This window comes from Celeribacter marinus (genome assembly GCF_965656515.1).
Lineage (GTDB): Bacteria > Pseudomonadota > Alphaproteobacteria > Rhodobacterales > Rhodobacteraceae > Celeribacter > Celeribacter marinus_D.
In genome coordinates this window covers 30,504-43,490 of record NZ_CBFHKW010000021.1, presented here as the reverse complement: position 1 = coordinate 43,490, position 12,987 = coordinate 30,504, and the positions used below count along the sequence as shown (strand labels likewise).

Below are 12,987 nucleotides of genomic sequence, written 5' to 3'. Positions count from 1 at the left end.
CTTTGGCGGGGCCATCTGCGCCGCCCATCAGTTCGACAAAGACATCGACATCATCGCGTTGTGCCAAGGCCACGGGATCATCTTCCCATGCGTAGCCGGACAGATCGACGCCGCGATCTTTGGCGCGACTGCGCGCCGAAACGGCGGTGACAACTACGGCGCGGCCTGTGCGTGCGGCCAACAGATTGGCTTTGCTCTGAACGATTTTGATCACGCCCGTGCCAACGGTGCCAAGGCCCGCAATACCGAGACGCAGGGGGGCTTTGGTAGATTGGGAATTGGCCATGGGGGTCTCCGAACGGTAACGATTATCTGTCCGCTCTGTTAGCTCTATTCGTGCGCCTGTGCAACGGGCGTGGACACTGCGCTATTCCAAAACTTGAGGGCTATTCGTTGGCCGCAGCACTCAGGCGGGCGCGCTCGGCGGAGGAGAGGACGGGTGTGGCGGCCAAACGGGCCGCGCGGGCGCGCAAGGCGGCGGCGCGTGCGCTCAGGTCTTTGGCGGTTTGCGCCGCGCCAGAGGCATCAGTGTCGGCGTCTGTCGTCAACTGATCACTGGGCAATAGGGTAGGCCAAGCCGTGCCTTTGGCCGCAGGTGCCACACGGCCCGTCAAATCGGGACGATCCGAACAGCCGCTCACACTTATAACGATCACAGCAAGGGGAATGAAAAAACGGGCGGCGCGGGGCATGAATGGTCCTGTTGAGCGGGCAAACGAGGCGAACGGTTTGTGTGCCGGACCATAGACGCCCACGCCAAGGGGAGCAATGCACTGCTGCGGTGCAGATACGTTTGCGGCTTTCTCTTTCATCAAGAGCGCGGTAGGGGAGAAGTCACGTGATGAAAATTGTCAGATTTGGAGCCTTGCCGTGAGAGAGACATTTATTCTGTACCCGTCACCGATCCGCCGTTGGTTTTCAACCGCTATGATGCTGTGTTTGGGAGCGTTACTTGTCTACGTGGCGTTGACCACGGGCACGATGGTGTTGTTTTGGAAGCTGGTCTTGGCCGTGTTCGGATTTGCATCCTTGTTCTCGGCCATGCGGGTTTGGAACGCCACGGCCACGCATTTGGTGCTGACGCAAGAGGCGCTCGAAGAGGCGGAAGGCCGCGTGTTGTGCCGTATTGACGACATTGAAAAGGTCGAGCGCGGGGCATTTGCGCTCAAGCCGTCGAACGGTTTCGTTGTGGTGCTTAAATCAAAAACGCAACTGACATGGGCCCCTGGCCTATGGTGGCGGTTTGGTCGGCGTGTGGGTGTTGGCGGTGTGACCCCTGCGGGCGAGACAAAGGCGATGGCGGACATCCTTGCGTCGCGTTTGTTGTCTGACACGCCGATTGCATAACCCGTTTGGGGTGCGCCCGCGTGGTGCGGCCTGATGGTGCTCAATGGAAAAGACCGCGCTGTGATGCGCGGTCTTTTTTGTATTGTGATTGGGCGTGGCCCGCGGTGTTGCAGGCTTAGCGGTGATGGCTGCCTCGACGACTGCCGCCTGAAGAATATCTACCGTCCCATTCCTCTTCGACTTCCTGATCTTCGGTGTCCGTTTGCTGTGCACCGCCGGTGCCGTCATCATAGGTGACCTGACTGGCAAAACGCGGGGTTGTCGTCACAAAGTCGGTAAAGGCGATCTCGCCAAGACCCACGTTAAAGGGCGCGGCCCATGGGCGCTCGGTTTCAACAACCACCACCTCGCCGCCGTCCGTCAGGATCGGCAAGCGATGCTCGATATCGACGACATCTGCGGCCTCGAGAGCGGCGTAGTTGCCGGTCGCAGAGGACCAGATCAGTTTGTATTCGCCATTGTCGTTATCGGCCGTGGACCACCGCACGGAGGAGACGCGCAGCGAGACGTTATTCTCGTGATTGAGGAAGCGATAGATGTCGCCCAGTCCCTCAATGAACTCTGGTGTAATCGCCTCGGTTTGGCGGGTCACGTAGTCGGAAATCGTGTAGGCGGCTTTGTTGGCGCGTGCTTTGGCCTCAAAGGCGGAAAACCAGCCGTATGAAAGCATGAGCCCCGACAAAACCAGTGGCATAACCATAACGGCCTCAACCGACATAGAGCCATCATCTGTGCGCCGAAACGCCTTTATGCAGTGTTTAAGTCCGTTCTGAACTTTGCCAAGCATTGCCTAATCCTCTCGATTGCGGGCGTGTCCCGCTCTTATCCATGAGGCAATATCTCTGGGGTTTCGGACCTTTGTTAAGCATGAATTAGGTAAGTTTGTGACGTCTCGTTAACAATTAAGACAAATATGTGTTTTTTGATTTTCCGTAATATTTGTCTTTATTTAGAGTGTCTTGGGCGAATTTTAAAAGCGCTAGACGCTACGGTCATGCAAAACGCCACACCCGTCTGTTAAACGTGGCGTGGCGTGAATGTGGTGGCGTGGTTGCGCCAACGTGTCTTAATCAAATGGCGACAGTGTTAGCCGCCACCAAGCGAGCCACCATCGCCGGTCACATCCGCGACGACATTTCCCGATGGCGCGCTGGTTGTCGCCGAACCATCCTCATATAGAACTTGGGTGGCAAAGCGTGGTTGGGTGGTGACGACATCGGAGAATTTGATGCCAGCTAACCCGATGTTAAACGGCGTGGACCACGGGCGGATTGTTTCCACCACCACCACTTCGCTGCCGTTTGATAGCAGCGGCAAGCGGCTTTCGATATCGGACACCCCGTCAAGAGCGGCCAATTCCCCCATGCCGGATGACCAAACCAACTCGTATTCACCCGCGTCAGTGTTGGCGGTGGACCACCGTACAGCCGACACGCGCAGTGAGATGTCGCGCTTGTTGTTGAGGAATTTGTACATTTCTGCCATCCCCTCAACAAACTCGGGCGTCACGGCGTCCGTTTGGCGGGTGATGTAGTCGGCCAAGGTATAGGCCGCTTTGTTCGCCCGCATTTTGGCGTCGAACGCACTGTAAAACCCGTATGACATCATCAGAGCTGCGAGTATCAAGGGCATGACGAGCATGGCCTCCACGGACATCGAGCCATCGGCTTTACGGTGAAAGCTGCGTCTGACCCTGCGCAAATCAGCTGTGTGGAAAAAGGCCATAGCCCAGACCTCCGTTAAGTATTGGGTTCGTTGACGAAGGCAGCAGTGGTCGACATGACCAGATCGCCTGTTGGGCTTGGTTGTAGCGCGCCGCCGATCCATGTTGTCGGAAAGATCGGTTCAACGTTAATGCAGGCCCGCACCAACATCAGCTCGTTCTCGTCGCCATCCTCAAACGTAGTGTTCGGGGCCGCGTTGGTGGTTTTATCGAGACACGCGGCGGTGGGAGGCGCGACAAAGCCGACCGCATCTACGGGTTCCATTGCGATGTGCAATTTCGCCTCGCAGTTGGCGACGTATTTGGCGTACTCGCATACGGAATGTTTGAGCGTGTTCGCGGTCACGGGCGAGAGTTTGCCCAAGCGGACATCGCGCATCGCCAGATCAAGACCGCGGTCCATCATGGTGTGGGATACGGTGTAGTATCCGATCTCGTATCCGCCCATCATCATCATGGCAAAGGCGGGAAAGATCACCACAAATTCGATGGTCGAAGTGCCGTCCTCGCGCTGCCAGAAGCGGCGAGAGGTCGAGCGTAACTTTGAAAAAATACTCATTGGGTCAACCTCAGTTCTGTTACCTTGGTCGCAATCGCGGAAAAGGCGTCATTTAGTTCCAGACCTTCCACATCGTAATAGTGGGACGCGGAGGTGGCGCAGTTGCGCATTACAGTGTTGGCATCGGTGCCGGAGACTTCAAAGCCGATGGTGAAGATCAAAACACCCTTGTCTTTGGCCGCTTCGCAAGCGGCAAGCATACGCGCGTTTTTAGCCGTGTTGCCCTGTGCAGTGTGGGTGTCGTCCATCCAGTTATAGTAGTCGTTGGCATTGCCCGAGGCCTGGTAGCGGCGGTAGGCATGCCCATCGATGGTGTACTTTTTCCAAACGTCTTTCCATGCCATCCGTTGGGCCGAATTGCCGCCATACGGGCTGGATTGGTAGCTGTTGTTTTCGGGGATGTAGTAGCCGTTCGTGTAGGAACAATAAGAGTTATACCATCCGCTACACGTCTTGTAGCGCGCCGGCATCGAGGTTTTGCCGTTGTAGATATACATGTCGGACATCCCAGTGCGGTAGGGGTCAGGCATGTGAAATTGATCGGTGTTCACGCCGTCTGTCATCACAACCATCACCTTAAGGTTGCCGCCCGAATGTGTGAGCGGGTAGCCCGAGGTGCCGCCAAGTTTTGTGTTGTCAGGGTCGAGCATTGCGGCCCCCCATTTCACACCGATGTCGATGGACGTGTTGCCGTCGGCTTCAAGGCTTTCAACCATGGTTTTGATCGCGGCTTCGTCATTGGAGAAAGCCATAATTTCATTGGAACTATTCGGATCGCACACAGGCAAGACCAAGCCGGAGGTATTGGAGTTGCGGTACCACGGGTCAATGACCATGGTTTGCTCGTACCTGCGACCATTTTCGTTTTGCGCGAACTCCAGCTTTGTGGTGTTGAAATCTGCGGCCTCGAAGTTGATGCAATGCGAGTCGTTGTGCGCATCATCGAGATCGAGTGTCTCCAAAAGGTCTGCACCTGCGTTCACTTGCGTGGCGTAGGGAATAACGTTGAACGATACGTTCGCGGACGCTGAGTTTTCAAAGACAATGTCTGTAAAATCCCACGCGGCGTCATGGAGTTTGTCCAAACGGCCCATGGAGTTCATAGAGTTTGACACGTCGAGGACGAGTGACACCTCGAGGTCTGTCATCCCTTGTTCCGCGGTGGCAAGGCTGGCCAACTCGATCTTGTCGACGGAGGCAAATTTCATAAAGTATGTCGGGACGGTGGCGTCAACTTCGGCCGTGATGCGACGACCTGATGGCGTTGCTTCGGCACGCACGTCAGACAGGTACTGAACCAATCCCGCCTTTTCAAAATAGTCGGTGACGACCGCTTCTGGGTCAAGTGTGTTGTCGAGGTTGGCCGCAGCCAGCACAGCACGATCAAGCGTACTTTGCAGCTCGGAGCGCAGCTGCTCGTGGCGCACAATATCAACTCCGACCCCGCCAAGGATCAGAATGATGATGAAGGTGAACACCCCGAAGATTGCAAGTGAGCCATCTTCGTTGCGCGCGGTTTCACGCCAAATATCGCCAATGCGTTTCTTCGCAATGGTGCTGCCCCCCAAATTCGAGAGGGTCGTCGTCCCAAAGGACTGTTTCTTACACTTTTCCATAGCACCAATCCGCTTTTGCGTTGTGGTGCCCCCAATAGTCCCCAGCTTCTTTTTGGCAGGCTGCGTCTTCGCGCAGTGCTCCTACCCAAAAGAGTTGCCTAGAGTTATCAAATAGTTTCGCCGCAGGTAAACTAAAACTCGCAATCAATGCGGATATTTCAACAATCATGGCAATGGTTTGGTATTGATTACGGATGCCGGCGGGGTGCGCCATAATTGGACGTCACGTCGCCACCGTATGGACATATTTGCCACCGTTTTGCCACAAACCAACTGCGGGTCGCGACCCTTACGCGTGTGATTCGAATCAGACGTTTTGCGTTTGACTGAAATGATTACTGCGGGATCAATGAGGGGGCGGGGCCGTTTCAGGTCACATTGCACTGGCCAAAAGTCCGATGGGCTTTGGGTGTTTCCCCCTCTGGACACTGCTTGCTTGCGGACGGATACTGCGCCCTATGTCATTGCCTCCCGGATTCCTCGATGAGTTGCGCAGCCGCGTGTCGCTAACCCAAGTGGTTGGCCGCAAGGTCATGTGGGACAACAAGAAGTCCAATCAGGGTAAAGGCGATATGTGGGCGCCGTGCCCGTTTCACCACGAAAAGACCGCTTCCTTCCACGTCGATGACAAGCAAGGGTTCTACTATTGCTTTGGGTGCCATGCCAAAGGTGACGCGATCGGGTTTGTGAAAGAGACGGAAAACGTCAGTTTCATGGAAGCGATTGAAATTCTCGCCCGCGAAGTTGGCATGCCGATGCCCGAGCGCGATCCACAGGCGCAAAAGAAAGCCGATAAGCGCACCGAGTTGGTTGATGTGAACGAGGTGGCCTTGCGGTTTTTCAAGATGAGCCTGAGCCAGTCGGTTGGGGCACAGGCGCGTGCCTATCTAGATCGTCGCGAGATGAAACTGGCCACGCGCGAACAGTTCGAGATTGGCTATGCGCCCAACGGCAACGTTCTTTTGGCGTATCTTAAGGACAACGGCATATCGGCGGAGTTGGCCCATGCGGCGGGTCTGGCGGGCAAGCCTGACGATGGCCGATCAATGTACGATTTCTACCGCGACCGTATTATGTTTCCGATCCGCGATGGGCGCGGGCGGGTGATCTCGTTTGGCGGGCGGGCGATGGATCCCAATGCGCGGGCGAAATATCTCAACGGGCCGCAAACCGAGCTGTTTGATAAATCCAACGCGCTCTACAATCAAAAGAACGCGCGGGCGGCGTGCGGGCGCGGTCAGACGCTGATCGTGGCCGAGGGTTATATGGATGTGATCGCCTTGGCCGAGGCCGGTTTTGAGGCGGCGGTGGCCCCCCTTGGCACCGCTGTGACCGAGATGCAGTTGCAACTGATGTGGCGGATGCATTCCGAGCCGGTGATCGCGCTTGATGGTGATAAGGCGGGCCTGCGGGCGGCCTACCGTGTGATCGATATCGCCATGCCGCTGTTGCAATCGGGGTCCGGTTTACGCTTTGCGGTGATGCCCGAGGGACAAGATCCCGACGATCTGATCAAGGCGCGCGGCGCCGAAGCGATGCAAGAGCAGCTCAATGGTGCGTTGCCGATGGTGGCCTTGTTATGGCGGCGCGAAACCGAGGGCAAAGTGTTCGATAGTCCGGAACGGCGTGCGGCATTGGATAAGGTATTGCGTGACACCATCCGCCCGATTGCCGACCCGTCGATCAAATCGCATTATGGTGACATACTCAAAGAAATGCGATGGGAGTTGTTCCACCCCAAACGCGAGAACAGCGCGCCGCGTCAACAGGGCGGCGGCGCGTGGCAGCCGCGCAAGGGCGGCGGGCGCGGTCAGGGTGGCCGTTGGGCGTCAGGTCCAGCCATTCCAACCGAAGGTCTCAAAGCATCCCTTTTGGTGTCTGGCGACGAGGGGTTTGGCGATCTGATGCGCGAGGCCGTGGTTTTGGCAACGGTGTTGCGCAACCCGACACTCGCGGAGACGTTTTTGTCGCAACTCGAAGGGCTGCATCCCTCGACGCCCGAGCATGGTCAGATCTTGAATGCTATTTTGACGCACTGCGATGCCGGGGCGGGGCTTTGGGATGCGGTTCATGATATGGTGGGGCGTGCACCCCTTGATCGGTTGATGGCACATCCCCATGTGCAAATAGCCCCCCCTGTTCGAAAGCCTGATTTGGAGACGGCGGAGGTGTGTCTGGTTGAGGAGTTGGCCAAGATCAAAGCGCGTCGTGGGTATCTGCGTGAGGTCAATGACGGGATCGTTGATCTGGTGGACGCGGGCGATGAAAACGTTACCTATCGTTTGGGAGCGGCGGCTGAAGCGCGCAACAAGGCGACGAAAGCCGAGGCAGAGGACCGGACAGAATTTGATATCGCCGACAACGGTGCGGAGGTGAAGCGCGATGAGCGGGCGTTCTTTCGTAATCTGTTGTCGCGCATTGGTCCTGATAAACAGGGCTGACAAACGGGCCAGACGCCCTATCTATGGCGTCTGTTTATAGAGCGCGCGTTGCGGGTCGGGGACAGCATTGCTTGTAATCTGGTCCCAGAGACGCGAAACGGTAAGTAATCTTCGGTATGCGGGTGGCGAATCGCCGAATCGCATGACATGATTCGCATTACGACCTGATTCGGACGCGCGATGTGCGCCGATGACAGGCAACACGACTTCGGATGAGGAGCGCCTGATGGCTGCCAAAGACAACGACGACGCCAAACGTGACGATCAAGACAGCGATGCAATGCTCGATATGAGCCAAGCCGCTGTTAAAAAGATGATCGCCGAGGCGCGTGAAAAAGGCTACATCACCTACGATCAGCTCAACAACGTTCTGCCCCCTGATCAGGTCAGTTCCGAGCAGATCGAGGACGTGATGTCGATGCTTTCCGAGATGGGCATCAACATCATCGAAGCCGAAGAAGCCGAAGAAGAAGAGGCCAAGGGCGGCGAATTGGTCGAGACCAAAGCGCGTGATCTGACCCTCGCCGGTGGGGATGCTGAAAAGCTAGATCGCACTGATGACCCCGTGCGGATGTATCTACGTGAAATGGGATCGGTTGAATTGCTGTCGCGCGAGGGCGAAATCGCCATTGCCAAACGCATCGAGGCCGGCCGAAATACGATGATCTTGGGGTTGTGTGAAAGCCCGCTGACGTTTCAGGCGATCACCATCTGGCATGACGAATTGTTGTCCGAGGATATTTTGCTGCGTGACGTGATCGACCTTGAGGCCACGTTCGGCACAGGGTTGGACGGTGATGATCAAGAGGCCGTTGTGGGTGGCCTTGCCGCCGCAGCAACCGAGGACACCACAAAAGAAAAAGCACAAGAGTTCGACGCCGACGGCAATCCGATTTCTGGCGACGATGACGACGATGACGAGGATGAGGACGAGCAGGCCAACATGTCGCTTGCGGCGATGGAAGCGGCGCTCAAGCCTTCCGTGCTGGAAACGCTTGCCGGTATTTCGGGTGATTTTGCGCGCCTGTCTGAAATGCAAGATTTGCGGATGAGTGCCACGCTGAACGAAGATGGCACATTCTCGAAAGCCGAAGAGCAAGAATACCAACAGTTGCGGTCTGAAATTGTCGTTTTGGTCAACTCGCTTCACCTGCACAACAACCGTATTGAGGCGTTGATTGACCAACTTTATGGCATCAACAAACGGATCATGATGATCGACAGCGGCATGGTGAAGCTCGCCGACCAAGCGCGTATTAACCGCCGTGAGTTTATCGAAGAGTACCGTGGGGCAGAACTTGACCCAACGTGGCTTGAGCGGATGGATGCCAAAAAGGGCCGCGGCTGGCAGATGCTGATTGACCGTCACTCTGACAAGGTTGAGGAGCTTCGCGGCGATATGGCCCAAGTTGGTCAGTACGTTGGTGTTGATATCTCTGAATTCCGCCGCATCGTACAGCAGGTTCAAAAGGGCGAAAAAGAAGCCCGTCAGGCCAAGAAAGAAATGGTCGAGGCCAACCTGCGCCTCGTGATTTCCATCGCCAAAAAATACACGAACCGTGGTCTACAGTTCCTTGACCTCATCCAAGAGGGCAACATCGGTTTGATGAAGGCCGTTGATAAGTTCGAATATCGCCGTGGCTATAAATTCTCCACCTATGCGACATGGTGGATCCGTCAGGCGATCACACGGTCTATTGCCGATCAGGCGCGCACGATCCGTATTCCTGTGCACATGATCGAGACGATCAACAAACTGGTCCGCACGGGTCGCCAGATGTTGCACGAAATCGGCCGCGAACCAACGCCTGAGGAATTGGCCGAGAAGCTGCAGATGCCGCTCGAAAAAGTCCGCAAAGTGATGAAAATCGCCAAAGAGCCGATTTCCTTAGAGACGCCAATTGGCGACGAGGAGGATTCACAGCTTGGTGATTTCATCGAGGACAAGAACGCGATCTTGCCGCTCGATAGCGCCATTCAGGAAAACCTCAAAGAGACGACAACGCGCGTCTTGGCCAGCCTCACGCCGCGCGAAGAACGCGTTTTGCGCATGCGCTTTGGCATCGGGATGAACACCGACCATACGCTCGAGGAAGTGGGGCAACAGTTCTCAGTGACCCGCGAACGTATTCGCCAGATCGAAGCGAAGGCGCTACGCAAGCTGAAGCATCCGAGCCGTTCACGCAAACTGCGCAGTTTCTTGGATCAGTAAGTTTTAAAACGCCCTCGGAAACGGGGGCGTTTTTGTATGCAGCGCAGGGTCAGATTTGCGCCCGAAGTTGAACGTCTGTTAACTGTTTATGCGTTACCTCTCGGGGCCCGTCCCAGAAAGGTACTGCAATGTCATCCAACCTCATTCTCATAATCGCGTCTCTTACGGCCATGGTCACAACCGCGTCTGTAGCGGCCCCCTCTAATGCTGTGCAAGTCGTTGAGATTCCAGTGTCTGCGTCCGATTTGGAGCTGTGTGTTGCAACCTTGGCGGCCGTATTCGCGCCGCCAGTTATGGAGGCGGCTATCACATCCGTATCTGGTCATGCTCCAGAAACGCCTACTGTGGTGTGTGTCGTAGACGATAACGCCTCTTAACTTTTCTCACGCGCTGCTTTGGGCTATGGTTCCTCATCACATGAGGATCAAATGTCCTATAATTTTCTCACACCTTTGATTGCTGTCTTTGTCTGCGTCGCGTCACCTGCCTTAGCCGTGTGTGCGGGCAACCAAGAGGCGGTGTTTGCATGCTCTGTCGGTAGCAAGGCGGTTGAATTGTGCCTCACGCCGGACGAGTCGCGTGTAACCTATCGGTTCGGGACCGCAGGCGCGCCAGAGATAGAGTTGACCCGTGACTTTGACGAAATCGCGATGCTGCCTTGGAGCGGCATCGGGCGGTCGATCTGGGACCGCGTGACCGTCCACAATCGAGAATTTTCCTACACGCTCTCTTGGTCCTACGATAAAGTTGACCAAGAAATGTCAGGCGCCCTTGAGGTTGCGCGCGCGGGTCGCGTGCTTGCCACACTGGCCTGCGATGTCAGCGGTGAGGCCGGTACAGTATTTGAGTTGGACACGCTGAATTTTGCGATGCAAGACGCAGGATTTTGTCGCGCCGACACAGCAAAGCCGTTGCGCGCCGGACCGTGTGAATGAGGGAAGCGCCATGAGCCACACCGTTTTCGAAATTTCGACCCACGGGCAGGGCCTGTATGAGTTAACGGATGAGGTGGCGCGTTGGGTTGCGGGGGAGGGGCAGTTGGAGGCAGCACTAACGTTGATTGTTCAACATACGTCAGCTTCGCTTCTGATCCAGGAAAACGCAGACCCCGATGTGCAAGTCGACCTCAAAGCCTATTTTGCACGTCTTGCCCCGCCGACATCAGATCCGAGCATGTCTTATCTGACGCATACCTACGAGGGACCGGATGACATGCCCGCCCATATCAAGGCATCCATGCTTCCAATAACTATAACTATTCCGATTATTTCGGGCCGTATGGCGCTTGGAACATGGCAGGGACTTTACCTTTTCGAACATCGAGACCGAGCGCACCTGCGCCGTGTTGTCGCGTTATTGAGGTAGCAATCGCGGGGCGAGAGTCTTTGGGGCCACACACGTGCGATACTATATGTTGCGGTTAATTTTCTATCTACCCAAGGTTTGGTCACACCCCTATAGTGCCTGTGGATAAGTGGGGCGTAGACCCCACATGAAAGAGGCAGTGTTAGAGAAAAGGGGACGCCGATGCGTTGTCCATTTTGTGGAAATATGGATACCCAAGTGAAAGACAGCCGTCCGGCTGAAGACCACGTTGCGATCCGTCGCCGTAGGTTTTGCTCGTCATGTGGCGGGCGTTTCACGACATATGAGCGGGTGCAGCTGCGCGACTTGGTGGTTGTCAAAACCAACGGGCGCCGCGAAGATTTCGACCGTGACAAACTCGAGCGGTCTATTCGCATCGCAACTCAAAAACGCCCCATTGAACCCGAGCGTTTAGATCAGATGATTTCGGGTATTGTGCGCCGTTTGGAGAGCATGGGCGAGACGGATATTCCGTCAGGTTCAATTGGTGAGATTGTGATGGAAAGCCTCGCGCGGATCGATACCGTGGCCTATGTGCGCTTTGCCTCGGTCTATAAAAACTTCCAAGCGGCTGACGATTTTGATAAGTTTGTCAGTGAGTTGCGCCCAAGCGCGCCCGAAGAGTAGCATTTCAAATGTGTGACGATGCCCATATGCGCCATGCGTTGACGCTTGGGCGTCGTGGCCTTGGATCGACTTGGCCGAACCCTGCAGTGGGCTGCGTGATTGTGCGCGATGGCCGCATTGTGGGGCGTGGTTGGACGCAGGCGGGCGGGCGTCCGCATGCGGAAACGATGGCGCTTGTTCAGGCTGGAGATGCGGCGCGCGGGGCCACGGCTTATGTCACGTTAGAGCCATGCTCACATCACGGCCAAACGCCGCCCTGTGCCGGTGCGTTGAGCGCGGCAGGGGTAGCGCGTGTCGTGATCGCTTTGGGGGATCCTGACCCGCGTGTCAACGGACAGGGCATTGCCCATCTGCGAGCCGCAGGTCTTGAGGTTGTTACGGGCGTTTGCGCGGATGAGGCGTCTCAGGATCAGATAGGTTTTTTGAAGCGCATTGAGCTTGGACAGCCGATGCTGACGCTCAAGCTTGCAACCTCATGGGATGGGCGGATCGCTACGGCAACGGGCGAAAGTCAATGGATTACCGGTGCTCTCGCGCGGCGGCGTGTTCATGCCATGCGCGCGGTTCATGATGCGGTATTGGTCGGTGGCGGGACCGCACGAGCCGATGATCCAACGCTCAACGTTCGTGATCTTGGCGTTGTGAGACAGCCCGTTCGCGTTGTTTTGTCACGCCGTTTGGATATCCCATTGACGGGAAAACTTGCACAAACCGCACATGAGACACCTGTATGGCTCGTCCATGGTCCGGATGCTCCGCGCGATCTCATTGCGGCATGGACGGGTTTGGGGGCGCGCCTGTTTGAGGTGGCCGTTGTGGGTGGAAAACTGGATCCACGTGCTGCACTGGTCGCATTGGGTGCGGCGGGTCTGACGCGTGTTTTTTGTGAGGGTGGCGGCGCATTGGCCGCGTCTCTTTTGGCCGCGGATTTGGTCGATCATGTTGCGTTGTTTACGGCGGGCCTTGCGATTGGAGCAGAGGGCAAGTCGGCGGTTGGCGCGCTCGGTCTCGATCATTTGGCAATGGCACGCCGATATAAGGTTTCACACGTCGAACAGGTTGGGGTTGATGCGCTAACCCATTGGACGCGAAGCTAA

The 12,987-nt window shown here is 56.2% G+C and carries 14 protein-coding genes and 1 pseudogene; 8 read left to right on the top strand and 7 right to left on the bottom strand.

The annotated features are described in order from the left end of the window. Together ACTG34_RS06830 and ACTG34_RS06825 are read right to left on the bottom strand one after the other, a co-directional pair. A pseudogene (locus tag ACTG34_RS06830) lies at nt 1–286 on the bottom strand (homoserine dehydrogenase); the annotation flags it as partial. 100 nt (nt 287–386) lie between these two features. Next, on the bottom strand, nt 387–812 hold the full coding sequence (locus ACTG34_RS06825) for a hypothetical protein (RefSeq protein ID WP_439104222.1): 426 nt from the start codon (nt 810–812) through the stop codon (nt 387–389). Between the two features lie 58 nt (nt 813–870). On the opposite strand from ACTG34_RS06825, the gene ACTG34_RS06820 reads away from it, so the two are divergent. After that, nucleotides 871–1,347, top strand: a complete 477-nt coding sequence (locus ACTG34_RS06820; RefSeq protein WP_439104221.1) for a hypothetical protein — start codon at nt 871–873, stop codon at nt 1,345–1,347. Nucleotides 1,348–1,462: 115 nt separating this feature from the next. On the opposite strand, the gene ACTG34_RS06815 is transcribed toward ACTG34_RS06820, so the two are convergent. The 5 genes from ACTG34_RS06815 to ACTG34_RS06795 form a co-directional block, all read right to left on the bottom strand. After that, nucleotides 1,463–2,134, bottom strand: a complete 672-nt coding sequence (locus tag ACTG34_RS06815) for a TadE/TadG family type IV pilus assembly protein (protein WP_439104220.1) — start codon at nt 2,132–2,134, stop codon at nt 1,463–1,465. Between the two features lie 299 nt (nt 2,135–2,433). Beyond that, nucleotides 2,434–3,072, bottom strand: a complete 639-nt coding sequence (locus ACTG34_RS06810; protein WP_439104219.1) for a TadE/TadG family type IV pilus assembly protein — start codon at nt 3,070–3,072, stop codon at nt 2,434–2,436. 14 nt (nt 3,073–3,086) lie between these two features. Beyond that, complete coding sequence (locus tag ACTG34_RS06805) at nt 3,087–3,629, bottom strand: TadE/TadG family type IV pilus assembly protein (RefSeq protein WP_439104218.1); 543 nt, start codon at nt 3,627–3,629, stop codon at nt 3,087–3,089. Further along, nucleotides 3,626–5,245, bottom strand: coding sequence for a pilus assembly protein TadG-related protein (locus ACTG34_RS06800; protein WP_439104217.1), 1,620 nt, complete (start codon nt 5,243–5,245; stop codon nt 3,626–3,628). The genes ACTG34_RS06805 and ACTG34_RS06800 overlap by 4 nt, the downstream gene beginning before the upstream one ends. Further along, entirely contained in the window at nt 5,232–5,459 is a 228-nt protein-coding gene (locus ACTG34_RS06795; RefSeq protein ID WP_439104216.1) for a hypothetical protein, read from the bottom strand. Before ACTG34_RS06795 ends, ACTG34_RS06800 begins: the two co-directional genes overlap by 14 nt. A 244-nt stretch (nt 5,460–5,703) precedes the next feature. Here ACTG34_RS06795 and dnaG point away from each other — a divergent pair, with 244 nt between their 5' ends. The 7 genes from dnaG to ribD all read left to right on the top strand — a co-directional run bounded on the left by dnaG (nt 5,704) and on the right by ribD (nt 12,987). Then, nucleotides 5,704–7,686 (top strand): DNA primase, encoded by a 1,983-nt coding sequence (gene dnaG, locus ACTG34_RS06790; protein ID WP_439104215.1) that lies wholly within the window; start codon nt 5,704–5,706, stop codon nt 7,684–7,686. A gap of 226 nt (nt 7,687–7,912) precedes the next feature. After that, the gene (gene rpoD / locus ACTG34_RS06785; RefSeq protein ID WP_439104214.1) at nt 7,913–9,898 is read left to right on the top strand and encodes an RNA polymerase sigma factor RpoD; all 1,986 of its coding nucleotides are present in this window, start codon (nt 7,913–7,915) and stop codon (nt 9,896–9,898) included. A 128-nt stretch (nt 9,899–10,026) separates the two neighbouring features. After that, nucleotides 10,027–10,275, top strand: a complete 249-nt coding sequence (locus ACTG34_RS06780) for a hypothetical protein (RefSeq protein WP_439104212.1) — start codon at nt 10,027–10,029, stop codon at nt 10,273–10,275. Between the two features lie 51 nt (nt 10,276–10,326). After that, a complete protein-coding gene (locus tag ACTG34_RS06775) occupies nt 10,327–10,833 on the top strand; it encodes a hypothetical protein (RefSeq protein WP_439104211.1) in 507 nt (168 codons plus the stop codon). A 10-nt stretch (nt 10,834–10,843) separates the two neighbouring features. Then, the gene (locus ACTG34_RS06770) at nt 10,844–11,263 is read left to right on the top strand and encodes a secondary thiamine-phosphate synthase enzyme YjbQ (protein ID WP_439104210.1); all 420 of its coding nucleotides are present in this window, start codon (nt 10,844–10,846) and stop codon (nt 11,261–11,263) included. 162 nt (nt 11,264–11,425) lie between these two features. Beyond that, nucleotides 11,426–11,890 (top strand): transcriptional regulator NrdR, encoded by a 465-nt coding sequence (nrdR, locus tag ACTG34_RS06765; protein WP_062216073.1) that lies wholly within the window; start codon nt 11,426–11,428, stop codon nt 11,888–11,890. Between the two features lie 8 nt (nt 11,891–11,898). Further along, nucleotides 11,899–12,987 carry a bifunctional diaminohydroxyphosphoribosylaminopyrimidine deaminase/5-amino-6-(5-phosphoribosylamino)uracil reductase RibD gene (ribD, locus tag ACTG34_RS06760; RefSeq protein ID WP_439104209.1) on the top strand — a complete coding sequence of 363 codons (1,089 nt, stop codon included), beginning with the start codon at nt 11,899–11,901 and terminating at the stop codon, nt 12,985–12,987.

What these genes read in the sequence shown, in the direction of transcription:
- ACTG34_RS06825 (WP_439104222.1), bottom strand. Translation starts at nt 812, where the DNA reads ATGAAAGAGAAAGCCGCAAACGTATCTGCACCGCAGCAGTGCATTGCT.
- ACTG34_RS06815 (WP_439104220.1), bottom strand. Translation starts at nt 2,134, where the DNA reads ATGCTTGGCAAAGTTCAGAACGGACTTAAACACTGCATAAAGGCGTTT.
- ACTG34_RS06810 (WP_439104219.1), bottom strand. Translation starts at nt 3,072, where the DNA reads ATGGCCTTTTTCCACACAGCTGATTTGCGCAGGGTCAGACGCAGCTTT.
- ACTG34_RS06805 (WP_439104218.1), bottom strand. Translation starts at nt 3,629, where the DNA reads ATGAGTATTTTTTCAAAGTTACGCTCGACCTCTCGCCGCTTCTGGCAG.
- ACTG34_RS06800 (WP_439104217.1), bottom strand. Translation starts at nt 5,245, where the DNA reads ATGGAAAAGTGTAAGAAACAGTCCTTTGGGACGACGACCCTCTCGAAT.
- ACTG34_RS06795 (WP_439104216.1), bottom strand. Translation starts at nt 5,459, where the DNA reads ATGGCGCACCCCGCCGGCATCCGTAATCAATACCAAACCATTGCCATG.
- dnaG (WP_439104215.1), top strand. Translation starts at nt 5,704, where the DNA reads ATGTCATTGCCTCCCGGATTCCTCGATGAGTTGCGCAGCCGCGTGTCG.
- rpoD (WP_439104214.1), top strand. Translation starts at nt 7,913, where the DNA reads ATGGCTGCCAAAGACAACGACGACGCCAAACGTGACGATCAAGACAGC.
- ACTG34_RS06780 (WP_439104212.1), top strand. Translation starts at nt 10,027, where the DNA reads ATGTCATCCAACCTCATTCTCATAATCGCGTCTCTTACGGCCATGGTC.
- ACTG34_RS06775 (WP_439104211.1), top strand. Translation starts at nt 10,327, where the DNA reads ATGTCCTATAATTTTCTCACACCTTTGATTGCTGTCTTTGTCTGCGTC.
- ACTG34_RS06770 (WP_439104210.1), top strand. Translation starts at nt 10,844, where the DNA reads ATGAGCCACACCGTTTTCGAAATTTCGACCCACGGGCAGGGCCTGTAT.
- nrdR (WP_062216073.1), top strand. Translation starts at nt 11,426, where the DNA reads ATGCGTTGTCCATTTTGTGGAAATATGGATACCCAAGTGAAAGACAGC.
- ribD (WP_439104209.1), top strand. Translation starts at nt 11,899, where the DNA reads ATGTGTGACGATGCCCATATGCGCCATGCGTTGACGCTTGGGCGTCGT.